Genomic DNA, 24,573 nt, shown 5'->3' on the forward strand with positions numbered 1-24,573 from the left:
CGTTCACGCTCGGCGGGATGACGGGCGTGATGATGGCGATCCCCGGCGCGGACTTCGTGCTGCACAACAGCCTGTTCCTGATCGCGCACTTCCACAACGTGATCATCGGCGGCGTGCTGTTCGGCTATCTCGCGGGCTTCAACTACTGGTTCCCGAAGGTGTTCGGCTTCAAGCTGAACGAGAAGCTCGGCCGGGCCGCGTTCTGGTTCTGGCAGGTCGGCTTCTACGTCGCGTTCGTGCCGCTCTACGTGCTCGGCTTCATGGGCATGACGCGCCGCCTGAATCATTACGACAACCCCGCGTGGCATCCGTGGCTCATCGTCGCCGCATGCGGCGCCGCGCTGATCGCGATCGGCATCGCGTGCCAGCTTCTGCAACTGGTCGTCAGCCTGCGCGATCGCAAGCAGCCCGAGAACCGCGATCTCACGGGCGACCCGTGGGGCGGCCGCACGCTCGAATGGGCGACGTCGTCGCCGCCGCCCGCGTACAACTTCGCGACGATTCCGCGCGTGCACGCGCTCGACGAATTCGCGTACCGCAAGGAGCGCGGCCTCGGCATCGGCAAGCAGGCGGAGTATCGCGACATCCACATGCCGTCGAACACGAGCGCGGGACTGTTCGTCGGCGTGTTCAGCCTCGTGCTCGGCTTCGCGGCGGTATGGCACATCTGGTGGCTCGCGATCGCGGCGCTCGTCGGCATCGTCGCGACGGTGATCGCGCATAGCGCGAGCGACAACGACGGCTATTACATCCCGGCCGAAGCCGTGCGCAAGATCGAGGAAAAACGCGGCGGCGCGCGCTTCGTCGCGCGGCCGGCGCAAGTCGAACTGGAGGCAAACTGATGTCGTATCAATCCGCGAGCGCCGCTCGTCATCTGGATGCGCACGATCATCCGCCGTCGCATTCGGTGTTCGGCTTCTGGCTGTACCTGATGACCGACTGCGTGATCTTCGCCGCGCTGTTCGCCGTGTTCGCGGTGATGGCGCACCAGTTCGCGGGCGGCCCGACCGCCGTCGACCTGTTCGACATCCCGGGCGTCGCGCTCGAGACCGCGCTGCTGCTCACGAGCAGCATCACGTACGGCTTCGCGATGATCGGCGCGCAGCGCGGCCGCCGCGGCGCGCTGCTCGGCTGGCTCGCGGTGACGTTCGCGCTCGGCGCGGCGTTCCTCGGCCTCGAGCTGCGCGAGTTCTCGCACATGATCGCCGAAGGCGCGGGGCCGCAGCGCAGCGCGTTCCTGTCGTCGTTCTTCACGCTCGTCGGCACGCATGGGCTGCACGTCGCGATCGGCCTGCTGTGGATGGCCGTGCTCGCGTTCCAGGCGATGCGCCGCCCGGCGCTGACCGAGCGGGACATCCGCCGGCTCACCTGCCTGAGCCTCTTCTGGCACTTCCTCGACATCGTCTGGATCTGCGTGTTTTCCTTTGTCTATCTCGCGAGCGTGATCTAAATGGCCGACACCCATCTCTCTCATGAAGGCGAGGCGCACGGCACGGTGGGCGGCTACGTCGCCGGATTCATTTTGTCGGTGCTGCTGACGGCCGCGTCGTTCGGGCTCGTGCTGAGCGGCGCGCTGTCGTCGCACGCGTCGCTGATCTCGCTCGCGGTGCTCGCGTTCGTGCAGATCGTCGTGCACCTCGTCTACTTCCTGCACATGAACGGATCGTCCAGCCAGCGCTGGAACGTGATGGCGTTCAGCTACACGGTGCTGACGGCGGCGATCCTGATCGTCGGCACGCTTTGGGTCATGCACAATGTCGGCATGAACATGATGTCGCGCTGACGGCAGCCGCGGCAGGCGCCGAACGGCCGATGAGCATGGGGCCGCGCCGGTCGGCTCGTGGAGAAGCCGCCTTTTTTCCGAATCGTCCCGCAAGAATTGGACACCGATCCAACTTTTTGGGGGCGCTTCACATCGGGGCGGCTTTTTTGCGTGCCCGGTGCGCGCGGGGCATGCATGCGATACTGCGCCGTAATGAACGGTAAGAATCGCAAAGGACCGGCAACCGATCGGCGCGCGTTCTTCGCTATAGTCGCCGGGTCAGAAGGCCGGCTACCGGCGCGGCGGGAAGCGGCGCGGGTTCGCGGCCTTGTGCGTTTGCCGCCATCTTGTGCTCACGACCATGCACGATACGTCCCTTCAGATCCTGCTGATCGACGACGACGCCGCGCTGCGCGATCTGCTGAGAACGTTCTTCCAGCAACGCGGCATCGCCGTCTCGGTTCTCCATGACGCCACCGGGCTCGCGCGCCGACTTGAACGAGAGCGGCCGTCGATCATCGTGCTCGACCTGATGATGCCGGGCGTCGACGGGCTGACGGCGCTCAAGCAGTTACGCGCGAGCGGCGACACGATCCCCGTCATCATGCTGACCGCGCGCGCGGACGGCGTCGACCGGGTGGTCGGGCTGGAGCTCGGCGCGGACGACTATCTCGGCAAGCCGTTCATGCCGCAGGAACTGCTTGCGCGGATTCAGGCGGTGCTGCGCCGGCAAGCGCCGCCGCGCGCGCAGGGGCGGGGCGCAGAGCCGCGGGCGCCGCTGCGGTTCGGCCGGTTTCGGCTCGATTTCGCCGCGCGGGCGCTGCTGCGAGACGGCGATCCGGTGAAGCTCACGGGCAGCGAATACGCGTTGCTCGAAGCGTTCGCGCTGCATCCGATGGAGACGCTGTCGCGCGCGCGGCTGCTCGACTTGTTGCACGGCCCGTATTCCGATCTGACGGAGCGCGGCATCGACGTGCCGGTGTGGCGCCTGCGCCGCCTGCTGGAAAACGATCCCGCGCAGCCGCACCATATCCGGACGATGCGCGGTGCGGGCTACATGTTCGTACCGGGCGGCGCGAGCGGCGGCGACGATGAAGAATCCCGCTGACACGCTGTTCGTCCGCCTCGCGCTGATGACGATGGGACTCATCGTCGCGGTTCACGTGCTCGGCATCGTGCTGGTGGACCGCGAGCGCTTCGCGCTCGCGGTGGACCAGACGCGGCGTGTAGTCGCGCTGTCGGTGCAGTCGCGCACGACGGGCGGCGAACTGGGGCGCGCCGTCAGCTCGACGCTCGGCGCATCGTTCGTCAACGTCGGCGACGCGGCGGCATATGGTTGTCCCGCGTCGTGCGTGGATACGAACGGGCCGTTCGAGCGCGATCTGCGCCGCCAGCTTCCGCCCGGCTCGCACGTCGTCGCCGACAAAGGCACCAACACGCTGTGGGTGCGCTATCCGGACGATCATTACTGGGTGACGATGACGAGCGCAATGCCGTCGTTTGCCCGCTTCATCGGCATGTCGTCGCTGGCGGTGCTGCTGGCGATCGCGCTGGCCGTCCTCGGCGCATGGCACTTGCAGCGGCCGCTCAGGCGGCTCGCGCAGGCAGCCCGCGAGTATCGGCTCGGCCACCGGCCGCCTGTCGTGCGGGAGAGCGGGCCGCGCGAGGTGAAGGAGCTGATCGGCGACTTCAACGACATGGTGCGCGAACTGGCGCAGACGGAGCAGGAGCGCTCGGTGATGCTGGCGGGGCTCGCGCACGACCTGCGCGCTCCGATCACGCGAATGCAGGTGCGCGCGGATCTGCTGCCCGACGAGGCGAATCGCACGGGCTTCCTGCGCGACGCGCAATCGCTGTCGCGGATCGTCACGCAGTTCCTCGACTTCGCGCGGGATGCCGCTGACGCGTCGCCGGTCGCGAACGTCGATGCGCATTGCCGTCAGCATTACGGCGACAGCCTGGGCGAAGATGCGCTGCTGACGCTCGACCTGCGCGCGGGCGACGGCTTCGGCCTGCCGCTCGTCGATCTGGACCGGATCTTGTCGAACCTGATCGAGAACGCGCTCACCTACGGCGAGCCGCCCGTCGAGATCGCGACGCGCGCGACGGCCGGCGGCTACGTGCTGAGCGTGCGCGATCACGGCGCAGGCATTCCACCCGCGCAGCTCGAACGCGCGCTGCGTCCGTTCGTTCGGCTCGACGCCGCGCGCGGCGGCGATGCGCATTGCGGCCTCGGCCTTGCAATCGTCAGGCGGCTCGTCCGCTATCACGGCGGTGCGCTCGCCGCGTGCAACGCGCCCGACGGCGGCTTCGTCGCGACGATGACCTTCCCGCTCCCGTCGCGCGGCGCGATCACGCATCCCGACGATTTGGGGCGCTGAACGACGCATTTCCTGACGTCCGTTACACGCTGTAATGCGGCGCTAAGCACCCGTAAGGGGCATTTCCTTACGCTCGTGGTTTCCTGTTCCGCCGTGCACCGGCTACTTTCGGCGCGCGCCGTCGCGCGTGCGGCGGAACCGACACGGAGCTGACGAGAAGCCATGAACCGCCTACCCATTCCATCCGATCGTCCGCGCGCACCGGCGCGCCCGTTGCACCGGCGTGCGTCGCTCGCGCTCGTCGTCCTGGCCGTCTCGTTGCAAGCGGGGTGCGGCCAGCGCGGGGCGTCCGGCGCAGGCACCGCGGCTGTCGAAGTCGGCGTGGTGACGCTAGCCGAGCAGTCCATCGTCCAGCACACCGAATTGTCGGGCCGGTTGTCCGCGATCAAGGTCGCCGAGGTGCGACCGCAGATCGGCGGGATCGTCCGCAAGCGGCTCTTCACCGAAGGCTCGGACGTGAAGGCGGGGCAGGTGCTGTACCAGATCGATCCGGCGACCTATCAGGCCGCATACGATCAGGCGCGCGGCACGCTCGCGAAGGCGCAGGCGACGCTCGCGTCGGCGAAGACCAAGGCCGATCGCTACGCGGAACTGGTCAAGATCAACGCGGTCAGCAGGCAGGATTACGACGACGCGGTCGCGGCCGTGCGCGAGGACGCCGCCGACGTGATCGCCGATCAGGCGTCGCTCGAATCCGCGCGCGTCAACCTCGGCTACACGCGGATCGTCGCGCCCGTGTCGGGGCGGATCGGCGCGTCGAGCGTCACCGAAGGGGCGCTCGTCACGGCGGATCAGACGACTGCGCTGGCGACGATCCAGGCGATCGACGAAATGTATCTCGACGTGTCCCGCGCGAGCGCCGATTGGCTGAAGCTGCGCCGCGCGTTCGCGTCGGGCAGGCTGAAAACGGCGGGGAGCGGTGCGGCCGTCAAGCTCTTGCTCGAAGACGGCGCGGAGTACGAGCAAGCCGGCACGCTGCAGTTCTCGGACATTACGGTCGATGCGACAACAGGCTCCGTGACGCTGCGGATGATCTTTCCGAATCCGGACCACGCGCTGCTGCCCGGCATGTTCGTACGCGCGCGGCTCGACGAGGGCACGGACGATCATGCGCTGCTCGTGCCGCAGCTCGCGGTGACGCGCAGATCGGATGGCGGCGCGACGGTATTCGTGGTCGACGAGAAAGGCAACGCGAAGCAGGCGGCGGTGAAGGCCGACACCGCATACGGCGATCAATGGATCGTCACACAGGGGCTGAAGGCGGGCGATCGCGTGATCGTCAGCGGATTGCAGCAGGTGCGTAGCGGAACGCCGGTCCGGATCGCCGGCGACGACACGTCCGCCGCAACCGCGGCGTCGGCGGCACACTGAGGGGGGCGGCATGGCGAGCTTCTTCATCAACCGTCCGATTCTCGCGTGGGTGATGGCGATCGTCGTGATGATGATCGGCGCGGCGTCGGTCACGACACTACCGGTCGAGCAGTATCCGAGCATTGCGCCGCCTTCGGTGCAGATCACGGCCACCTATCCCGGCGCATCCGCCGAGACGATCGCGGCCACCGTCACGCAGGTGATCGAGCAGAAGCTGAGCGGCATCGACAATCTGCTGTACCTGTCTTCGAAGAGCAGCGCGGCCGGCCAGGCGACGATCACGCTGACGTTCCAGCCCGGCACCGATCCCGACATCGCGCAGGTGCAGGTGCAGAACAAGGTCAGCCAGGCGACGTCGTCGCTACCGCAGACTGTGCAGGAGCAGGGCGTGCAGGTCGCGAAATCGGCGAGCGATTTCCTGATGATCGTCGCATTGTCGTCGCCGGGCGGCAGCCTCGATTCGATCGATCTCGGCAACGTGATCGCGACGCAGCTCGAGGATCAGCTCACGCAGGTAAGCGGCGTCGGCGACGTCACGCTGTTCGGCGCGCAACATGCGATGCGGATCTGGCTCGATCCGGTGAAGATGCATGGCTTTGGCGTCGCAACATCCGACGTGACGACAGCGATCACCAACCAGAACGTGCAGATGTCGGTCGGGCAGTTGGGCGGCGCGCCCGCCACCGACGCGCAGGCGCTCAACGCGACGATTTCCGCCGCCAGCCTCCTGACCACGCCGGAGCAATTCGGCGACATTCTGCTGCGCGTGAACGCCAACGGCTCGAAAGTGCGATTGAAGGACGTCGCGCGCGTCGAAGTGGGCGGCGACAGCTACGATACGTCGTCGCGGCTGAACGGCAAGCCGGCCGCCGCGCTCGCGATCAAACTCGCGACGGGCGCGAACGCGATGACGGTCGAGACCGCCGTACGCGCGAAGATCGATGAGCTGAAGCCGCAATTGCCGAATGACCTCGCAATCACGTATCCGTACGATACGACGCCGTTCGTGCGGATCTCGATCGAGGAGGTGCTGAAGACGCTCGTCGAGGCGGTCGTGCTGGTGTTCCTCGTGATGTACCTGTTCCTGCAGAACGTGCGCGCGACGCTGATCCCGACCATCGTCGTGCCGGTCGCGCTGCTCGGCACGTTCGCGGTGATGGCCGCAGTCGGCTTCTCGATCAACGTGCTGTCGATGTTCGGCATGGTGCTCGCAATCGGCCTGCTCGTCGACGACGCGATCGTCGTGGTCGAGAATGTCGAGCGGATCATGGCCGAGGAGAAGCTCGGACCGAAGGACGCGACCCGCAAGGCGATGGGACAGATCACGGGTGCGCTCGTCGGCATCACGACGGTGCTGACCGCCGTGTTCATTCCGATGGCGTTCTTTTCCGGATCGACGGGGGCGATCTACCGGCAGTTTTCGATCACGATCGTCGCGGCGATGGCGCTGTCGGTCGTGCTCGCGATGACGCTTACGCCCGCGCTGTGCGCGACGCTGCTCAAGCGCGCCGACGTCGAGCATCACGCGCGGCGCGGTTTCCTCGGCTGGTTCAATCGCGCGTTCGCGGCCGGCAACGCTCGCTATAGCGCGACGCTCGTGCGGATGGTCGGCCGGCCGGGGCGCTACCTGATCGTCTACGCGCTGATCGGCGCGCTCGTTGCATGGCTTTACGTCAAGCTGCCGTCGTCGTATCTGCCGGACGAAGACCAGGGCTATTTCCTCGTGTCGATCTCGACGCCGGTCGGCACGCCTGCCGGGCAAACGCTGAAGACGGTCGAGCGGGTCGAACGCTACTTCCTGAAGGACGAACCGTCGGTCGACCAGATGATCACGGTCAACGGTTTCAGCTTCAACGGACAAGGCCAGAACAACGCGCTCGCATTCGTTTCGCTGAAGAACTGGAGCGTGCGGACCGCGTCCGGCCAGACGGCCACCGCGATCATCGCGCGCGCGAACGCGCATTTCGCGAAGGAACGCGATGCGCAGGTGTTCGTGATGAATCCGCCCGCGATTCACGACCTCGGCACGCAGAGCGGCCTCGATTTCGAGCTCGAGGATCGCGGCGGACAGGGGCACGACAAGCTGCTCGCCGCGCGCAACCGGCTGATGGCGCTGGCTGCGAAGGACCCGGCGCTCGCGCTGATGCGGCCGTCCGGCCTCGAAGATGCGCCGCAGTTCCACATCGACATCGATCGCGAGAAGGCAAGCGCGCTCGGGCTGTCGATCTCGGACGTCGACGGCACGTTGCAGACCGCGTTCGGCTCGACCTACGTGAACAACTATGTCGATACGGGGCGCATTCAGAAGGTTTACGTGCAGGCCGACGCGCCCTTCCGGATGATGCCCGCCGACATCGATCAATGGTACGTGAAGGCTTCGTCGTCGTCCTCGTCTTCGTCTTCCACGTCATCGGGGGCGACGAATTACGACGGATCGATGGTGCCGTTCTCCGCGTTCTCGACGAGCCGCTGGACGTTCGGGCCGCCGCAGATCGAGCGCTACAACCGCACGCTCGCGATGGAAATGTCCGCGCAGACCGGCCCGGGCGCGAGCACGGGGCAGGCGATGACGGCCGTCGAGCGGCTCGCGAAGCAGTTGCCGGCCGGGTTCGGCGTCGAATGGACCGGCCAGTCCTATCAGGAGCGGCTCGCCGGATCGCAGGCGGTCTATCTTTACGCGATCTCGCTGATCGTCGTGTTTCTGTGCCTGGCGGGTCTTTACGAGAGCTGGTCCGTGCCGCTCGCGGTGATTCTGGTGGTGCCGCTCGGCGTCCTGGGCGCGTTGCTCGGCGCGCATCTGCGCGGGCTGTCGAACGACATCTATTTCAAGGTCGGGCTGCTCGCGACGATCGGGCTGTCGACGAAGAACGCAATCCTGATCGTCGAATTCGCGAAGGATCTGCAGGCGGAAGGGCGCGGGTTGATCGACGCGGCGCTGGAAGCCGCGCACATGCGGCTGAGGCCGATCCTGATGACGTCGCTCGCGTTCGTGTTCGGCGTGCTGCCGCTCGTGATCAGCACGGGCGCGGGCTCGGCGAGCCGGCGTGCGATCGGCACGGGCGTGACGGGCGGGATGGTCGCCGCGACGGCGCTCGCGATCTTCTTCGTGCCGATTTTCTTTGTCGTCGTGCGCAGGTTGTTCGGCGAGCACGGCCATTCGAGCGACACGCAACAGGCCGGCGAGGGCGAAGCATGAAATTCAAGACTTTGAGTCTGGCCTGCGCGATCGCGCTGAGCGCCTGTTCGCTCGATCCCGCGTATCAGCGTCCCGCGTCGCCCGTCGAAGCGGCGTGGCCGGCGTACGCATCCGATGCCGCGGTGTCGCGTACGGCGCAGGCGCCGCTCGCGGCCGACGTGGGCTGGCGCGATTTCTTCAAGGACGCGCGGCTGCAGCGGCTGATCGCGCTCGCGCTCGACAATAACCGCGATTTGCGCGTCGCCGCGCTGAACGTCGCCGAATACGAGGCGCAGTACCGGATCGCACGGGCGAATCTCGCGCCGGCGATCGACGCGTCCGGCTCGCTCACGCGCGAGCGCGCGCTCGGCACGGAGTCCGGTCTCGGCTCCAGCAGCGTGAGTGTCGGCACCACGTCTTGGGAGATTGATTTCTTTGGGCGGCTGCGCAGCCTGAAGCGGCAGGCGCTCGAACAGTATCTCGCGACCGACGCGTCGCGCACGAGCACGCAGATCAGTCTGATCGCGACGGTGGCGACCGATTATCTGCAATGGCTCGCGGACGGCGCGCTGTTGAAGATCGCCGCCGACACGGTGGCCGCCGATCGGCAGACGCTCGATTTGACGATGGCGAGCATGAAGATCGGCAACGCGTCGCTGCAGGACGTTCGGCAGGCGCAGAACTCGCTCGCGAGCGCGCGGGCGAGCCTCGCGTCCTACACGCGCGCGGTCGAGCAGGATCTCAACAATCTCGTCGCGGCGATCGGCTGTCCGCTGCCCGACGATCTGCCGCCCGCCGGGACGCTGGAGAGCCGGAGCCTGCTGGAGGATATCGGCGCGGGCGTGCCGTCGGACCTGCTGGCGCGCCGGCCGGACATCGTCGAGGCCGAGCACACGCTGAAGGCCGCGAACGCGAATATCGGCGCGGCGCGCGCGGCGTTCTTCCCGAAGATCGCGTTGACCGCGTCGGCGGGCACGTCGAGCAGCAGCCTGTCGGGCCTATTCAAGGCGGGCAGCGGCGCATGGACGTTCGCGCCGACGATCACGATGCCGATTTTCGATTACGGCAGCAACAAGGCGTCGCTCGACGTCGCGAAGATCGAGAAGGACATCGACATCGCCGACTACGAGAAGGCGATCCAGACCGCGTTCAAGGAAGTCGCGAATGCGCTTGTCGGGCGCGAGACCTATGTCGAGCAGGTGGCGGCCGACCGCGAATACGTCGCGTCGGCGCAGGAATACTACGCGCTTGCCCAGGCGCGCTACCGGAATGGCACCGACAGCTTCCTCACGCTGCTCGACGCGCAGCGTACGCTGTACACTGCGCAACAGCAGCTCGTCACGGATCTGCTGGCGAAGCAGTCGAACCTGATCACGCTGTACAAGGCGCTCGGCGGCGGCTGGTCGGCGCCGGGGCGCAGCGGGTAGCGCGGCGGAATGCGACGCTCGGGGATGTCGGCGTCGTCGTGTCGAGGCGAGTTGGTCGGTGAATGAGCAGGCGAATGAGCAGGCGCATCGGCGGGCGATCGGCTCAATCTGGGCGGCGCGCCTCAGCGGATGCGCGGGCGGCATCGCACGCGCGTAAGTCTCCGACGAGCGAGCCGGGCGGCAGCGATCGAGCGATGCGCGCCGCCTGGCGACGGGCGGCGTTTTCGTCGGGGCGGCGCATTGCGAAGAGGTGCGCCGCCGCTCAGCGATCGTCGTCGCGGATCGACGACGGATGACGGCACAGCGCGCGCACGTCGATCTGCATGTACGGGAACAGCGGCAATTGGCTCAGCACGTCGTGCAGGTGCGCGGGGCTCTCGACGTCGAAGATGCTGACGTTCGCGTAGCGGCCCGCGACGCGCCACAGGTGCCGCCACACGCCTTCGCGCTGCAGCCGCTGCGCCATTTCCTTTTCTTCCGACTTCAGGCTCGCCGCCTTCACCGGATCGATGTCGACGGGCAGGTTGACGGTCATTTCCACATGAAACAGCATGGCTCGCTCCTTGTGTTGAACGTGATCGCGACGCCCGTCACGCTTGCGCGCGAACGCGCTCGACTTCGCTCGCCGGCACGTCGCCGCGCTCGGGCGTCAGCGAGAAATCGAAATCGATCAGCGCGAACCGGCCGTCGACGCCGTACGGCTTGCCTTGCGCGCCTTCGGCCTGCTCGATCTTCGGAATCAGGCCCTCGCGTGTCGCGAACGCGAAGTCGTCCCAGATGTGCGGATCGCCCTCGATGTTGATCTGCGTCGTCAGCTTGCGATGGCCCGGCGCGGACACGAAGAAGTGGATGTGCGCGGGGCGGTGCCCGTGGCGGCCGAGCTGGTCGAGCAACTGCTCGGTCTTGCTGCCGGGCGGCACGCTGTAGCCGACGGGCAGCACGCTGCGGAAGCTGTAGCGGCCGTCGGCGCCGGTGCGGATCGAGCGGCGCAGATTGAACGCCGGCTGAGACGGATCGAAGTACGAATAATTGCCGAGATGGTTCGCGTGCCACACTTCGACGAGCGCGTTCGCGAGCGGCGCGCCGTCTTGCCCGAGCACGCGGCCGCGCATTACGAGCGTCTGGCCCGGATCGGTGCCGTCGTCGAGCCGCGCGTGGCCGACCGATTCCGGCGCGCCCGCGACGTACAGCGGCCCTTCGATCGTGCGCGGCGTGCCGCCTTGCAGGCCCGCTTTCGCTTCGGCTTCGTCCATCCGCACGTCCAGGAAGCGCTCGAAGCCGAGGCCGGCTGCGATCAGGCCGAATTCCTTGCCCGCTTCGTTCAGGTAGTTGAGCGCGGTCCAGAACTCGCTCGGCTGCACGTCGAAATCCTCGATCGTGTGGAACAGATCCTTCACGATCCGATTGACGATCGCGCGCACGCGCGGGTTGCCGGGCTTCGTCGCGGCGTCGTCGAACGACTTCAGCAGGGCGTCGATGGCTTCCTTGTTCATCTGCGTCTCCAATATCAAAGAATGATGGCGTGGTCAGCGGGCCCGGCGTCGCATCCGCTCGATGCGGGCCCAGTCGAATGTGATGCCGAGGCCGGGGGCGGCCGGCAGGTGCAGCTTGAAATCCGCGTAGCGCAGCGGCTCGACGAGAATCTCCTCGGTCAGCAGCAGCGGGCCGAACAGCTCGGTGCCCCACTTGAGCGGGCCGAACGTGCTGAAGAGCTGCGCCGACGCGATCGTGCCGGCCGCGCCTTCGAGCATCGTGCCGCCGTACAGCTCGATGCCGGCCGCGGCCGCGATCGCGGCGACGGCGGCCGCGCCTTGCAGGCCGCCCGATTGCGCGATCTTCACCGCGAACACGTCGGCCGCGCGGTCGCGCGCGAGCGCGAACGCATCGACGGGGCCGTGCAGCGCCTCGTCGGCCATGATCGGAATGTGCGCGAGCGCGGTCAGGCGTTTGAGGCCCGCGCGGTTCGCGGCGGCGATCGGCTGCTCGACGAGGCTCACGCCGGCTTGCGCGAGCCTTGCGCCCGCCCACACCGCCTCGCTTTCGGTCCACGCCTGGTTCACGTCGACGCGCACGTCGCCGCGCTCGCCGAGCGCGCGCTTGATCGCGACGACGTGCGCGACGTCGTCGGCCACCGCGCGCGCGCCGATCTTCAGCTTGAACGCGCGATGGCGGCGCGCCTCGAGCATCGCTTCGGCCTCCGCAATGTCGCGGCCGGTGTCGCCGCTCGCGAGCGTCCATGCGACGTCGAGCGCATCGGTCGCGCGGCCGCCGAACAGTTCGGAGAGCGGCACGCCGAGACGGCGCGCCTGCGCGTCGAAGAGGGCCGTCTCGAGCGCGCATTTCGCGAAGCGGTTGCCCTGGAACAGCTTGCGCACGTGCGCCATCGCGGCGCCCGGACGGGTCGCGTCCGCGCCTTGCAGCAGCGGCGCGAAATAGGTGTCGACGTTCGTCTTGATGCTCTCGGGGCTTTCTTCGCCGTACGCGAGACCGCCGATCGTCGTGCCTTCGCCGACGCCTTCGATACCGTCCGAGCATCGAACGCGCACGAGCACGAGCGTCTGGCGGTTCATCGTCGCAACCGACAGCTTGTGCGGCCGGATCGTCGGCACGTCGACGAGCAGCGTCTCGATGCGGTCGATGGTGATGCCTGTTGCTATCATCGGAATCCTCCTGTCGCACACATGGTAGAAACAAACGCGCGGCGGCGTCCAACACCCTTTCCGACTACTTCCATACTTTCGAGGTATGCATGGAACTGCGTCAGCTCCGGTATTTCATCGCGGTGGCCGAGGAGATGAACATCACGCGCGCCGCGCAGCGGCTGCACATGACGCAGCCGCCGCTCAGCCGCCAGTTGCAACTGATCGAGGACGAGATCGGCCTGCCGCTCTTCGAGCGCGGCGCGCGGCCGCTGAAGCTGACCGACGCGGGGCGGGTGCTGTACGCGCAGGCGCGGCGCGTGCTCGAGCAGGCCGACGAACTCGCGCCGCTCACGCGGCGGCTCGCGCAGGCGGCCGAGCGCATCGTGATCGGCTTCGTGCCGTCGACGCTGTACGGCGCGCTGCCCGACGTGATCCGCGCGTTTCGCGAGGCCGCGCCGGCGGTCGAGCTGTCGCTGATCGAAATGTTCACGCTAGAGCAACTGGGCGCGCTCAAGGGCGGGCGTATCGACATCGGCTTCGGCCGGCTGCGTTTCGACGACGACCAGCTCGTGCGCGAGGTGCTCGTCGAGGAGCGGCTGATCGCGGCGCTGCCGCACGGCCATCCGCTCGCCGCGCCGGATGCGCCGATCTCGCTCGCGGACGTCGCCGGGCAGACGCTGATCGTGTACCCGAGCACGCCGCGGCCGAGCTTCGCCGATCAGCAGCTGTCCGCGCTGCGCGACGGCGGGCTCGCGCCCGCGGCGGTGCACGAGGTGCGCGAGCTGCAGACGGCGCTCGGGCTCGTCGCCGCGCAAGTGGGCGTGTCGCTCGTGCCGGAGAGCGTCGAAGGGGTGAGGGTGAAGGGCGTCGTCTACCGGCGGCTGCCGGAGCCCGTCGCGACGTCGCCGATCATCCTGAGCCGGCGGCTGCACGACGAAAGCCGCGCGACCGCGCTGTTCTGCTCGCTCGCGCGCGAGCTGATGGCGGGCCGCTGACGCCGCGCGCCGCGCGGATGAAGGGGAAACGTAAGAATCAGGCGTCGCGCTCGCCGGCGAGCGTCGCGGAAGGCAGTTCGCCGAACCGTTCCCGGTATGCGAGCGCGAAGCGGCCGAAATGCGCGAATCCGCAGTCGAGCGCGATCTCGGCGATCCGGCGGTCGGGCCCCGCCGCGCGCAGCAGTTCGCGCGCGCGGTCGAGGCGCAGCTTGCGCAGGTACTGCATCGGGCTCATCCCGCGAAACTGCAGGAAGCCGTCGCGCAGCGTGCGCTCGGGCACGCCCGCCGCCTGTGCGATGTCGGCGAGTTGCAGCGGCAGCGCGAACTGGACGTCGATGAATTCCTGCGCGCGCCGCACGAAGCCGGGCGCGGGATCGGCGCGCCGCACGGGCGCGGCGGCGGGCGGATGGCCGTCGATCAGCAGATCGAGCAGCAGTTGTTCGAGCGCGGCCGCGACGCGCGGGTTCGCGCTCGCGCTCGCGATCAGCTCGGGCGAGCGCGCGACGAGCTTCAACTGCTGCATCCACGCGCTCAGCGCCGAATCGTCGACGCCGATCACCGGGTCGAGCGACGCCGCCGCGTCGCCCGCGTGCGCGGCGAGCGTCGCCGCATCGATACGGAGGACGAACTGCTCGCAATCGCGGGACAAATGCGCGTCGAACGGCTCGCCGGGCGCGCACAGCACGCCCGTGTGCGCATCGACGTCGAACGCGCGGCCCATCGTGCGGACCTGCGCGCTGCCGGTCAGACAAAACATCAGCAGGTGGTAGCCGTCGACCGCGTCGATGCGCACGCGCATCGCGTCGCCGAACGCAATGGTTCCGATTCCAAGCCCGCCGAGCCGCACGAAATCCATGTGCGACGGCCCATGGCGCGTGCCGTCCGGCAGCAGCGCATGCGGCTGCATCACGCGCGAGATCCGCTCGCGCGTCTCGTCGAGGTCGCGCGATTCGAACAGCCGGTGCTCGCGCAGCGCGAGCGGGTCGAATGGGGTCGGGGGCATGATCGTCTGCCTCGCACAAAGCGCCGGCATCCTGAATATCGTTCGTCGGCCGGGCGGCATGTCTGATGCGCGCATCGTAGCGCGGAAATCCGCCGGAAGTGGATACTGCGCCGCCGCAATCGCACTTTCCGGATAGACGGCGAATTCTAGCGTTTCAAAAATCGGTCTCGTCAGGCGGATTGTCGTCCGCCTCAACCGCAAGCATCTTGCATGGGAGTGGAGTGAGCGCTGAAGCGCTGGCTCCGATCGACAGGAGACAACGATGGAAACGACCGAATCGCCAGTATCGCTGATCAATCGCGCCGATTCGTCCGACGTGCGATTCCCGCGCGACGACGGATCGCGCGTGCCGTACAAGGTGTTCAGCTCGCAAGCGGTGTACGACCGCGAGCAGGAGCGGATCTTCCGCGGGCCGACGTGGAATTTCGTCGCGCTCGAAGCGGAGATTCCGAAGCCTGGCGACTTCAAGAGCACGTTCGTCGGCGACACGCCCGTCGTCGTCACGCGAGGCGAGGACGGCGCGCTCGCCGTGTGGGTGAACCGCTGCGCGCATCGCGGCGCGCAGGTGTGCCGCAAGGCGCGCGGCAACGCGAGCTCGCACACGTGCGTCTACCACCAGTGGAGCTTCGACAATCAGGGCAACCTGCTCGGCGTGCCGTTTCGGCGCGGCCAGAAGGGCATGACCGGGATGCCCGCGGATTTCGATCCGAAAAACCACGGGCTGCGCAAGCTGCGCGTCGACAGCTACAAGGGCCTCGTGTTCGCGACGTTCAGCGACGACGTCGCGCCGTTGCCCGACTATCTCGGCGCGCAGATGCGCCCGTGGATCGACCGCATCTTCCATAAGCCGGTCGAGTATCTCGGCTGCACGCGCCAGTATTCGAAATCGAACTGGAAGCTGTACTTCGAGAACGTGAAGGACCCGTATCACGCGAGCATGCTGCACCTGTTTCACACGACGTTCAACATCTTCCGCGTCGGGATGAAGGCGCGCTCGATTCCCGATGCGACGCACGGCCTGCACAGCATCATCACGATGACGAAGACGCGCGAGGACGCCGACACCGCGAGCGCATACAAGCAGCAGAACATCCGTTCGTTCGACGAAGGTTTCTCGCTCGAGGACGATTCGATCCTCGCGCTCGTGTCCGAGTACGACGAGGACACGACGAACCACATCCAGCCGATCTTTCCGCAGCTCGTGATCCAGCAGATCCACAACACGCTCGTCGCGCGTCAGCTGCTGCCGAAAGGGCCGAAGAACTTCGAGCTGATCTTCCACTTCTTCGGCTACGCGGACGACACGCCCGAGCTGCGCGCATTGCGGATCAAGCAGGCGAACCTCGTCGGGCCCGCAGGCTACATCTCGATGGAGGACACCGAGGCGACCGAGCTCGTGCAGCGCGGCACGGTGCGCGACGCGGATGCGGCGTCGGTGATCGAGATGTCGCGAGGCAATCCGGACCAGCAGGACACGGCGATCACCGAAAGCCTGATCCGCAAGTTCTGGGTCGGCTACCAGAAGCTGATGGGCTATTGAAGGGGAGACGAACATGACCGACATCACCGACGACATCACCGGCGATATCCGCACCTGGTTCGAACTGCACATGCTGCAGGACCGTTACATCGGCCACCTCGACAACGATCGGCTCGAACGGTGGCCGGAGCTTTTCACCGAAGACTGCCTGTACGAGATCGTTCCGAAGGAAAACGCCGACATGGGCTTGCCGATCGGCATCGTCTACTGCACGAACCGGCGGATGCTGCGCGACCGCGTCGTATCGCTGCGCCACGCGAACATTTACGAGGCGCACACGTACCGGCACATGACGTCCGGGCTCACGATCGTCGGCGGGAACGGCGGCGAGATCGAGACGGAGAGCAGCTACGTCGTCGTGCAGACGCGCAGCGACGGCGAATCGAACGTCTACCAGGCGGGCAAGTATTACGACACGGTCGTGCGCACGGCCGAGGGGCTGCGCTACAAGAAGAAGCGCGTGATTTACGACACGTCGCGCGTGCAGACGCTGCTCGCGACGCCGATCTGATTTTCACCAGGAGTTCGAAGCATGAGCAACGAAACCGTCGCCGCGTGGCATCCGCTCGGCGCACTCGACGAGTTCTCGGCGGACGAGCCGGCCGCGCGCGTCGTCGGCAACAGGCCGGTCGCGGTGTTTCGGATCGGCGACGACGTGTTCGCGCTGCACGACCTGTGCACGCACGGGCATGCTCGGTTGTCCGAAGGATTCGTCGAGGACGGCTGCGTCGAGTGCCCGCTGCATCAGGGGCTCTTCGACATCCGGACGGGCGCGCCGAAATGCGCGCCGGTGACCGAAGCCGTGCGCGCGTATCCGATCCGCATCGTCGACGGACAGGTCGAGATCCATGTCGACGAATGATCCGTATCTGATCGCGGGCGGCGGGCATGCGGCGCGGCGCGCGGCCGAGACGCTGCGCGCGCGCGATCCGGCCGCGCGCATCGTGATGATCGGCGCGGAGCCCGAGCTGCCGTACGACCGGCCGGCGCTGTCGAAGGACGCGCTCGTCGAAGCGGACGAAGGCGAGCGCCGCGCGTTCGTGCGCGACGCCGCGTGGTATCGCGAGCGCGACATCGCGCTGCGGCTCGGCGTGCGCGTCGACGCGATCGAGCGCGCCGCGCAGCGGGTGCGCTTGAGCGACGGCGCGAGCGTCGGCTACGCGCGTTTGCTGATCGCGACCGGCTCGCGCGTTCGGCGCTTCGCCGGGCCGATCGACGCCGGCGTGCCTGTTCACTACGTGCGCACGGTCGCCGATACGCGCGCGTTGCGCGCGGCGCTCGCGCCGGGCAAGCGCGTCGTGGTGCTGGGCGGCGGCTTCATCGGGCTCGAAGTGGCCGCGTCGGCCGTGCGGCTCGGCTGCCGCGCGACGGTCATCGATCCCGCGCCGCGCCTGCTTCAGCGCGGAATGCCCGAAGTCGTCAGTGCATTCGCGCTCGCGCTGCATGCGCGGCGCGGCGTCGACGTGCGGCTCGCCGCGCTGCCCGAGCGCATCCGCCGTTGCGCGAGCGGCGCGGCCGTCGTCGAGACGAGCGCGGGCGACGTCGAGGCCGACGTGGTCGTGGCCGGCATCGGCGTCGTGCCGAACGTCGAGCTCGCGCAGGCGGCGGGGCTCGACGTCGACAACGGCATCTGCGTGGACGACGGGTGCCGCACCGCCGATCCGGCGATCTTCGCGGCGGGCGAGGTCACGCGGCATTTCAATCCGCTCGTCGGCCGTGATCTGCGGATCGAGTCGTGGCAGGTCGCGGAGAACCAGCCGGCCGTCGCGGCGGCGAACATGCTCGGCGGCGCCGAGACTTACGCGGAATGGCCGTGGCTGTGGTCCGATCAGTACGACTGCAACCTGCAGACGCTCGGCCTCTTCGACGGCGAGCAGACGCTCGTGCTGCGCGGCTCGCCCGAGCGCGACGGCGCGTTTTGCGTGTTCGCGCTGAACGCGCGCGGCGAGCTGAAGGCGGTCGCGGCCGTCAACGCGGGGCGCGAGATCGCCGCGTGCCGCCGATTGATGACGGCGAACGTCGTGCTCGATCCCGCGCGCCTCGCGGACCCGTCCGCCGCGTTGCGCTCGATGTTGCCTCGCGGTGCGTAGCGCGTAGCGTCCGCGCCTTGCGGAACGGCTGCCCGATCGATGCCGTCACGCACGCGTGCGAGCGCCGGACGCTTGCGCGCGTGCGCCTTCTCGCGCCGTATCGCTTGCGCGTTCGCGCGCGAGCGGTAAGAATCGCGTGTTGACTGACATCCGACAGACAGGCTCGCGAGCCGGGAGACTTTGATGGCCTACGATCAATCGAACATTTTTGCGAAGATCCTGCGTGGCGAGGTGCCGTGCATCCGGTTGTGCGAAACGGACACGACGCTCGCGTTCATGGACATCATGCCGCAATCGAAGGGCCATGCGCTCGTCGTGCCGAAGGAGGCGGCGGAGACGTTCTACGAGCTGTCCGAAGAAGCGGCGGCGGAATCGATGAAGATGGTGAAGCGCGTCGCGCTCGCGCTGCGCAAGACGCTCGAACCGGAAGGGCTGTTCATCGGCCAGTTCAACGGCGCGGCGGCGGGCCAGACGGTGCCGCACGTGCATTTCCACGTGATCCCGCGCTGGGCCGACGAGCCGCTCAAGATGCACGCGCGCGAGATGGCCGATGCGGCGGAACTGCAAGCGCTGGCGGAGCGGATTCGCGCGGCGTTGTAAGCGCAACATGCGCGGGCGGGCGCGGCGCGGCGACGGGCTGCGCCGCGCCGCGCGTCAAAGCTGATCGTCGATCGGCAACAGCAGGCACAGCCCCGCCAGCAGGTTCCGATAGAAGCCTGCGTTCGGATCGACGCTGTACGTGCGCACGCGGCCGTCGGCGACCTCGGTCCACACGAGCGGCCACGCCGTCGCGCTCGCGCCCGCCGTCTGGAGCGCATCCGGCGCGTGGGGCGCGAGCGTCACGCGGTAGCTGATCGCCGGCTTCGTCACTTCGTCGAACAGGTTCGCGACTTCGTTCGCGAGTTGCGGGCTGTGAATCACGAGCGCGAGCTCCGTGTTCAGGTGCGCGGAGCGCGGATCGAGATTCATCGAGCCAATCACGAGAATTTTCCGATCGATCACGTACGCCTTCGCATGCAGGCTCGCGCGTGAGCGCGAGCCGAGCATGCCGATGCGCGCGCGTGCCTGATCCGGCTTGTATTCGTACAGCTCGACGCCGTGCCGCAACATCGGCACGCGATACGGCGCGTAGCCGGCCTGCACGGCGACGGCATCCGTCGCCGCGAGCGAATTCGTCAGGATCGCTACGCGTACGCCGCGCGCGGTCAACTGGCCGAGCGCCTTCACGCCGGCCTTGTGCGGCACGAAATACGGCGACAGCACGAGGAATTCGCGCTGCGCGTCGCGCGTCAGCGCGATGAGCCGCTGCATCGGCGGGCTTTTGTAGCTGTCGTCTGGCGCGGCGATCTTGTCGGGCGAATCGGCGGTGAACTCGGCGCTCGCCCAGACGAGGCCGAGTTCGCTGCGCGCGATCTGCGCGGAAAGCGGCGTCGCGTTCAGCGGCTTCGCGTTGTACGGCGTCGCGTTCGCGCGCCAGTGCGCCCGCAGCGCCTCGCGCGCCGCGTCCAGATCGGTCGCGTCGTAGTGCCGCCGATTCAGCGCCGGCAGCGGATACGTGAGCGCGCTCGCCCAGTACGCGTCGAAGCTCGCCGAAATGTCGCGCGTGACGGGGCCGGCCGCGAGCACGTCGAGATCGCGGAACTGCAGCGTCGGGCTCGCGTTGAAATACTCGTCGCCGAGATTGCGGCCGCCGACGATCGCGATCTGGTTGTCCGCGATCATTGCCTTGTTGTGCATCCGGCGCGTGAAATTGTCGATCTGCGTGAAGAGGTTCGTCGTGCGCGCGAGCATCCCACGGCGTGCGGCGCCGAACGGATTGAACACGCGCACTTCGAGGTTCGCGTGCGCGTCGAGCGCGGACATCAGCTTGTCGACGTCCTTGAAATTCAGATCGTCGACGAGCATCCGCACGCGCACGCCGCGGTCGGCCGCATACAGCGCGGCGCCGAGCAGCAGCTTGCCCGTCGTGTCCTCGGCGGCGATGTAGTACTGAATGTCGAGCGTCTTCGTCGCCGCGCGCGCGACCGCGATGCGCATCTGCAGCGCCTCGTCGCCGCGCGGCAGCACGAGAAAGCCCGATTCGCCCGGGTGCAGCGGCGCTTGCGTGGCGAGCGCGGCCGCGAGGGGCGTCGACGTGCCGGGCGGCAACGCGTAGGAGACCGTGCGGTCGAGCGCCGTGGCGGGCGGATGCGTCGCGCAGCCGGCGAGCCCGAGCGCCGCGCACACCACGAGCGCGCACGCGGCGGCCGTCATGAAGCGGGTGGGGCGGTGCAGCGGCAAGCCGCGGCGGGCGGCACGATCCGGCACGTTGAGACCTCCTTCGGGCATCTGTCTGGATGATCGTCGAATCGACGGCGCGGCAGGCCGGGCGCCGCGCGAAGGCATTCTAAGTGGCGCCGGCGACGCGGGTCAACCGAGCCGCGCGCCGCCCGGTGTACCATCTGACGAGTCCGTCATTCCTGCTCGCGAAGCCCGTCATGGCCCATCCGGCATCCTCGCCTTGCATCGAAATCAGGCGCCTTCGCGCCGCGCACGCGGCCGACTATCGCGCGATCCGCCTCGCCGCGCTGAAGGACGCGCCGGACGCATTCGGCTCGACTTACGAAGCCGAGGCCGCGCGGCCGCCGGTCGCGTTCGCCGAGCGGCTCGACAGCGCGATCGTGTTCGGTGCGTACGTCGACGGCGCGATCGCAGGCATGGCCGGCTTCAAGCGTCGGGAAGGCGCGAAGGAGCGTCACAAGGGCTTCCTGTGGGGCATGTATGTCGCACCCGCTGCAAGGCGGCGCGGCGTCGGCGCGGCGCTGCTCGATGCGGTGCTCGCGGCCGCGGAGCAAGCGGCCGAGCAGGTGACGCTCGCCGTCGCCGACGGCAACGGCGCGGCGCGCGCGTTCTACGAGCGGCACGGCTTCGTCGCGTACGGCGTCGAGCCGCGCGCGCTCAAGGGAGCGAACGGCTACGCGGACGAATGGTTGATGGTGAAGTTCCTGCCGTCCGCGCCGCCGCGCGCGTGACGAGACGAAATCGATACGACCGGATCGCGATGCTCGACGACAAGGAACGGGAACTCCGAAACAGCAAGCGGCGCGCGCTCGCGCTGCTGCTCGCCGCGGCGGGCGTGTTCGCGGCGACGCTGTTCGCGCCGCGCGGCTTCTGGATCGACGGCGTCAAGGCGATCGCGGAGGCGTCGATGGTTGGCGCGCTCGCCGACTGGTTCGCGGTCGTCGCGCTGTTTCGGCGCGTGCCGATACCGTTCGTGTCGCGGCACACGGAGATCATTCCGCAGAACAAGGAAAAGATCGCCGACAATCTCGCCGCATTCGTGCAGGAGAAGTTTCTCGACCCGGCGTCGATCGTCGCGCTGATCAAGCGGCACGACCCGGCGGCCCGGCTCGCGCAGTGGCTCGCGACGCCGCGCAACGCGCACGTGCTGGGCGGCTACGCGACGCGTCTCGTCGCGTTCGGGCTCGACATGACCGACGACGCGCGAATCCAGTCGTTCGTGAAGGACGCGTTTCATGCGGCGCTCGACCGGATCGACCTGTCGCGATCCGCGGGCGCGATCCTCGACACGCTGACGAAGGACGGCCGCCATCAGGCGTTGCTCGACGACGGGATCGCGCAGATCGTCGGATTCCTTCGCGATCCCGACAATCGCGCGTCGATCGCGACGTACATCGTCGACTGGCTGAAATACCAGTTTCCGAAGATGGAGAAGCTGCTGCCGACGAGCTGGCTCGGCGAGCACGGCGCGGAGCTGATCTCGAACGTCGTGACGCGAGTGCTCACGCAGATCGCCGAGGACCCCGAGCATCGGCTGCGGCGCAGCTTCGACGACGCGGCAGCGCGCCTCGTGGTGCGATTGAAGCGCGACCCCGCGTTCATCGAGAAGGGTGAGGAAATCAAACGCTATCTGCGCGACGGCGACGTGTTCAACCGCTACGTGAAGGACATGTGGGACCAGCTTCGCGCCTGGCTGAAGGCCGATCTCGCGCGCGACGATTCGGTCGTCCACCAGCGCGCGACGGCGCTCGGCGGCTGGCTCGGCGAGCGGCTCGCGCAGAGCCCGCAATTGCGCGACTCGATGAACGAGCACGTCGAGCGCGCGGCGAGCGAGATGGCGCCCGAGTTCGCCGAGTTCCTGACGCGGCACATCAGCGACACCGTGAAGAACTGGGACGCGCGCGAGATGTCGCGGCAGATCGAGCTGAACATCGGCAAGGATCTGCAATACATCCGGATCAACGGCACGCTGGTCGGCGGGCTGATCGGGCTCGGGCTCTATGCGGTGTCGAGCCTCGCGCGCTGGGCGGGCGCGCTGCCTTTCTGAGCGCGCGCGTTCGTCGCCGCTGCGCTTTCGGCGCTTTCGCCGGGATCAGCGAGATCAGCGAGATCAGCGAGATCACCGCGCCGAAGCATCGGCATCCTGAACGAATTTGACGATTGCGCGCTCGACGCCGCATGCGTCGGCATGCTGTAATCGCGCGATCGGCCGCCCGTCGTTCGGCCGTTTAACTCTCGCGTGGAAGGCGCACCCATGTCTCCGGTCTCGGCATTCAAGCTCGTCCTGCTGTCGTTTCTCGCGATCGTCGCGCTCGAGCTGCTCGCGAAGCGGCTCAAGCTGCCGCCCGCCGCCGCGCTGCTCGTCGGCGGCGCGGGCATCGCGTTCCTGCCCGGCTTGCCGCCCGTCGATCTCGATCCCGATCTCGTGCTGATCGTGTTCTTGCCGCCGCTGCTGATGGACGGCGCGTACTTCTCGGTATGGGAGGAGTTCAAGCGCAACGTCGGCGGCATCATGATGCTCGCGATCGGCGCGGTCGCGTTCACCACGTTCGCGGTCGGCTTGGCCGTGCATCTCGTCGCGCCGGGCCTGCCATGGGCCGCGTGCTTCGCGCTCGGCGCGATCGTGTCGCCGCCCGACGCGGTCGCCGCGAAGGCCGTGCTCGAGCGCGTCGCGCTGCCGCGCCGGCTGATGGTGCTGCTCGAAGGCGAGAGCCTGCTGAACGACGCGGCGGGGCTCGTGCTGTTTCGCTTCGCGCTCGCCGCCGCGCTGACGGGCGCGTTCAGCGCGGGCGACGCGCTCGTGCGCTTCGCGGAGCTCGGCTTCGGCGGCGTCGCGGTGGGCTTCGTCGTCGGCTGGCTGATCGTGCGCTTCCTGAAACTCATCGAGGACGACTATCTCGTGATCACGACGGCCGTTCTCGCCGCATGGATCAGCTACATCGCGGGCGAGATGTTCGAGGTGTCCGGCGTGATCGCGACCGTGACGACCGGGATGATGCTCGGCTGGCATCAGCACGAGGTGTTCTCCGCGTCGGTGCGCAATCGCGGCACCGCGTTCTGGCAGGTGATCGTGTTCCTGCTCGAGGCGCTCGTGTTCGTGTTGATCGGCCTGTCGCTGCGCGGCGTGATCGTGCGGCTCGGCGGGCTCGGCGAGGTGTTCGCGACGATGACGCCCGCGGTGGTCGCGGTGCTGGCCGCCGTCGTCGTGTCGCGCTTCGTCTGGGTGTTCGCGGTCGAGCTGCTGAAGGCGCCCGTCGCGCGCGTGCGCGGGCGTGGACCGCTCGCCGACTGGAAGGCGGCGGCCGTGATGAGCTGGGCGGGAATGCGCGGCGTCGTGACGCTCGCGATCGCGCTGTCGCTGCCGGACGCGATGCCGGGCCGCGATTTGATCCTCGTCGCCGCATTCGCGGTGATCCTCGTCACCGTGCTGCTGCAGGGCACGACGATCGGGCCGCTGATTCAACTGCTGAGGCTGCGCGATCCGGGGCCCGCGCCGCATCATCTGACGGAACCGCAGACGTGGGCGCGCGTCGAGGCCGCGCAGCTCGCGGCGATCCAGCCGCTCGTGCGCGACGCCGGCGGCAACCTCATTCATCCGCGGCTGCTCGAGCAATATACGTACCGCGCGAACGTGACCGCGCGCCATCAGAACGAGCCGGCGTTTCCGGAGCACGAGCGCAACGCGCACTACGACGTCGTGCTCGCGGCGATCGCGGCCGGCCGTGCGGAGCTGCTGCGGCTGCATCGCGGCGGCCAGATCCACGACGAGATGCTGTACCTGCTCGAACGCGATCTCGACTTGCAGGAGATCGCGGCGCAGCACGCGAAGGGATAGCGGCGTGCGCGGCGCGACGCGCATTGCCCTCCGGCGTGTCATCGTTTCGTAAGCTGCCCGCCTCGAAGCGGC

At 68.0% G+C, this 24,573-nt stretch carries 22 protein-coding genes; 17 read left to right on the top strand and 5 right to left on the bottom strand.

Features of this window, described 5'->3' with window-relative positions:
* The 8 genes from X946_RS19675 to X946_RS19710 form a co-directional block, all read left to right on the top strand.
* Window positions 1-842: cbb3-type cytochrome c oxidase subunit I (locus X946_RS19675; protein ID WP_038750997.1), on the top strand; the 842-nt coding region annotated here is incomplete at its 5' end.
* Window positions 842-1,450 carry a cytochrome o ubiquinol oxidase subunit III gene (gene cyoC, locus X946_RS19680; protein WP_038750999.1) on the top strand — a complete coding sequence of 203 codons (609 nt, stop codon included), beginning with the start codon at window positions 842-844 and terminating at the stop codon, window positions 1,448-1,450. The genes X946_RS19675 and cyoC, both read left to right, overlap by 1 nt.
* The gene (gene cyoD, locus X946_RS19685; RefSeq protein ID WP_038751001.1) at window positions 1,451-1,783 is read left to right on the top strand and encodes a cytochrome o ubiquinol oxidase subunit IV; all 333 of its coding nucleotides are present in this window, start codon (window positions 1,451-1,453) and stop codon (window positions 1,781-1,783) included. It abuts the gene before it with no gap.
* 340 nt (window positions 1,784-2,123) lie between these two features.
* Window positions 2,124-2,870, top strand: a complete 747-nt coding sequence (locus X946_RS19690; RefSeq protein ID WP_038751059.1) for a response regulator — start codon at window positions 2,124-2,126, stop codon at window positions 2,868-2,870.
* Window positions 2,854-4,143 (top strand): ATP-binding protein, encoded by a 1,290-nt coding sequence (locus tag X946_RS19695; RefSeq protein WP_038751003.1) that lies wholly within the window; start codon window positions 2,854-2,856, stop codon window positions 4,141-4,143. The genes X946_RS19690 and X946_RS19695 overlap by 17 nt, the downstream gene beginning before the upstream one ends.
* Window positions 4,144-4,305: 162 nt before the next feature.
* Entirely contained in the window at window positions 4,306-5,514 is a 1,209-nt protein-coding gene (locus tag X946_RS19700; RefSeq protein ID WP_052145127.1) for an efflux RND transporter periplasmic adaptor subunit, read from the top strand.
* Window positions 5,515-5,524: 10 nt separating this feature from the next.
* A complete protein-coding gene (locus X946_RS19705) occupies window positions 5,525-8,710 on the top strand; it encodes an efflux RND transporter permease subunit (protein WP_038751005.1) in 3,186 nt (1,061 codons plus the stop codon).
* The gene (locus tag X946_RS19710) at window positions 8,707-10,116 is read left to right on the top strand and encodes an efflux transporter outer membrane subunit (RefSeq protein WP_038751007.1); all 1,410 of its coding nucleotides are present in this window, start codon (window positions 8,707-8,709) and stop codon (window positions 10,114-10,116) included. Before X946_RS19705 ends, X946_RS19710 begins: the two co-directional genes overlap by 4 nt.
* A gap of 262 nt (window positions 10,117-10,378) precedes the next feature.
* On the opposite strand, the gene catC is transcribed toward X946_RS19710, so the two are convergent.
* Genes catC through X946_RS19725 form a run of 3 tightly spaced genes read right to left on the bottom strand, consistent with a single transcriptional unit; the run spans window position 10,379 to window position 12,776 of the window.
* Complete coding sequence (catC, locus tag X946_RS19715; protein WP_038751009.1) at window positions 10,379-10,669, bottom strand: muconolactone Delta-isomerase; 291 nt, start codon at window positions 10,667-10,669, stop codon at window positions 10,379-10,381.
* 37 nt (window positions 10,670-10,706) lie between these two features.
* Complete coding sequence (catA, locus tag X946_RS19720) at window positions 10,707-11,609, bottom strand: catechol 1,2-dioxygenase (RefSeq protein ID WP_038751063.1); 903 nt, start codon at window positions 11,607-11,609, stop codon at window positions 10,707-10,709.
* A 33-nt stretch (window positions 11,610-11,642) separates the two neighbouring features.
* Window positions 11,643-12,776, bottom strand: a complete 1,134-nt coding sequence (locus X946_RS19725) for a muconate/chloromuconate family cycloisomerase (RefSeq protein ID WP_038751011.1) — start codon at window positions 12,774-12,776, stop codon at window positions 11,643-11,645.
* 89 nt (window positions 12,777-12,865) lie between these two features.
* Here X946_RS19725 and X946_RS19730 point away from each other — a divergent pair, with 89 nt between their 5' ends.
* The gene (locus tag X946_RS19730; protein ID WP_038751012.1) at window positions 12,866-13,753 is read left to right on the top strand and encodes a LysR family transcriptional regulator; all 888 of its coding nucleotides are present in this window, start codon (window positions 12,866-12,868) and stop codon (window positions 13,751-13,753) included.
* 37 nt (window positions 13,754-13,790) lie between these two features.
* On the opposite strand, the gene andR is transcribed toward X946_RS19730, so the two are convergent.
* On the bottom strand, window positions 13,791-14,816 hold the full coding sequence (gene andR / locus X946_RS19735) for an anthranilate 1,2-dioxygenase regulatory protein AndR (RefSeq protein ID WP_038751014.1): 1,026 nt from the start codon (window positions 14,814-14,816) through the stop codon (window positions 13,791-13,793).
* A 202-nt stretch (window positions 14,817-15,018) separates the two neighbouring features.
* Between andR and andAc the strand changes: the two genes are divergently transcribed.
* The 5 genes from andAc (at window position 15,019) to X946_RS19760 (ending at window position 18,986) form a co-directional block, all read left to right on the top strand.
* Complete coding sequence (andAc, locus tag X946_RS19740; RefSeq protein WP_038751016.1) at window positions 15,019-16,296, top strand: anthranilate 1,2-dioxygenase large subunit AndAc; 1,278 nt, start codon at window positions 15,019-15,021, stop codon at window positions 16,294-16,296.
* A 13-nt stretch (window positions 16,297-16,309) separates the two neighbouring features.
* Entirely contained in the window at window positions 16,310-16,807 is a 498-nt protein-coding gene (gene andAd, locus X946_RS19745; RefSeq protein WP_038751018.1) for an anthranilate 1,2-dioxygenase small subunit AndAd, read from the top strand.
* Between the two features lie 21 nt (window positions 16,808-16,828).
* Complete coding sequence (andAb, locus tag X946_RS19750) at window positions 16,829-17,158, top strand: anthranilate 1,2-dioxygenase ferredoxin subunit AndAb (RefSeq protein ID WP_038751020.1); 330 nt, start codon at window positions 16,829-16,831, stop codon at window positions 17,156-17,158.
* On the top strand, window positions 17,145-18,386 hold the full coding sequence (gene andAa / locus X946_RS19755) for an anthranilate 1,2-dioxygenase system ferredoxin--NAD(+) reductase (protein WP_038751022.1): 1,242 nt from the start codon (window positions 17,145-17,147) through the stop codon (window positions 18,384-18,386). The genes andAb and andAa overlap by 14 nt, the downstream gene beginning before the upstream one ends.
* Before the next feature lie 183 nt (window positions 18,387-18,569).
* A complete protein-coding gene (locus tag X946_RS19760) occupies window positions 18,570-18,986 on the top strand; it encodes an HIT family protein (protein WP_038751023.1) in 417 nt (138 codons plus the stop codon).
* Window positions 18,987-19,040: 54 nt separating this feature from the next.
* Here the strand turns inward: X946_RS19760 and X946_RS19765 are convergent, their stop codons facing one another.
* Window positions 19,041-20,693 (bottom strand): phospholipase D family protein, encoded by a 1,653-nt coding sequence (locus X946_RS19765; protein ID WP_038751065.1) that lies wholly within the window; start codon window positions 20,691-20,693, stop codon window positions 19,041-19,043.
* 170 nt (window positions 20,694-20,863) lie between these two features.
* Between X946_RS19765 and X946_RS19770 the strand changes: the two genes are divergently transcribed.
* The 3 genes from X946_RS19770 (at window position 20,864) to X946_RS19785 (ending at window position 24,501) form a co-directional block, all read left to right on the top strand.
* A complete protein-coding gene (locus X946_RS19770) occupies window positions 20,864-21,397 on the top strand; it encodes a GNAT family N-acetyltransferase (RefSeq protein ID WP_038751067.1) in 534 nt (177 codons plus the stop codon).
* A 29-nt stretch (window positions 21,398-21,426) separates the two neighbouring features.
* Window positions 21,427-22,713 carry a DUF445 domain-containing protein gene (locus X946_RS19775; protein WP_038751025.1) on the top strand — a complete coding sequence of 429 codons (1,287 nt, stop codon included), beginning with the start codon at window positions 21,427-21,429 and terminating at the stop codon, window positions 22,711-22,713.
* Between the two features lie 207 nt (window positions 22,714-22,920).
* On the top strand, window positions 22,921-24,501 hold the full coding sequence (locus X946_RS19785; protein ID WP_038751028.1) for a Na+/H+ antiporter: 1,581 nt from the start codon (window positions 22,921-22,923) through the stop codon (window positions 24,499-24,501).
* Window positions 24,502-24,573 lie beyond the last annotated feature (72 nt).

Origin of the sequence: Burkholderia sp. ABCPW 111 (assembly GCF_000773065.1) — a bacterium.
GTDB classification, from domain to species: Bacteria; Pseudomonadota; Gammaproteobacteria; order Burkholderiales; family Burkholderiaceae; genus Burkholderia; species Burkholderia savannae.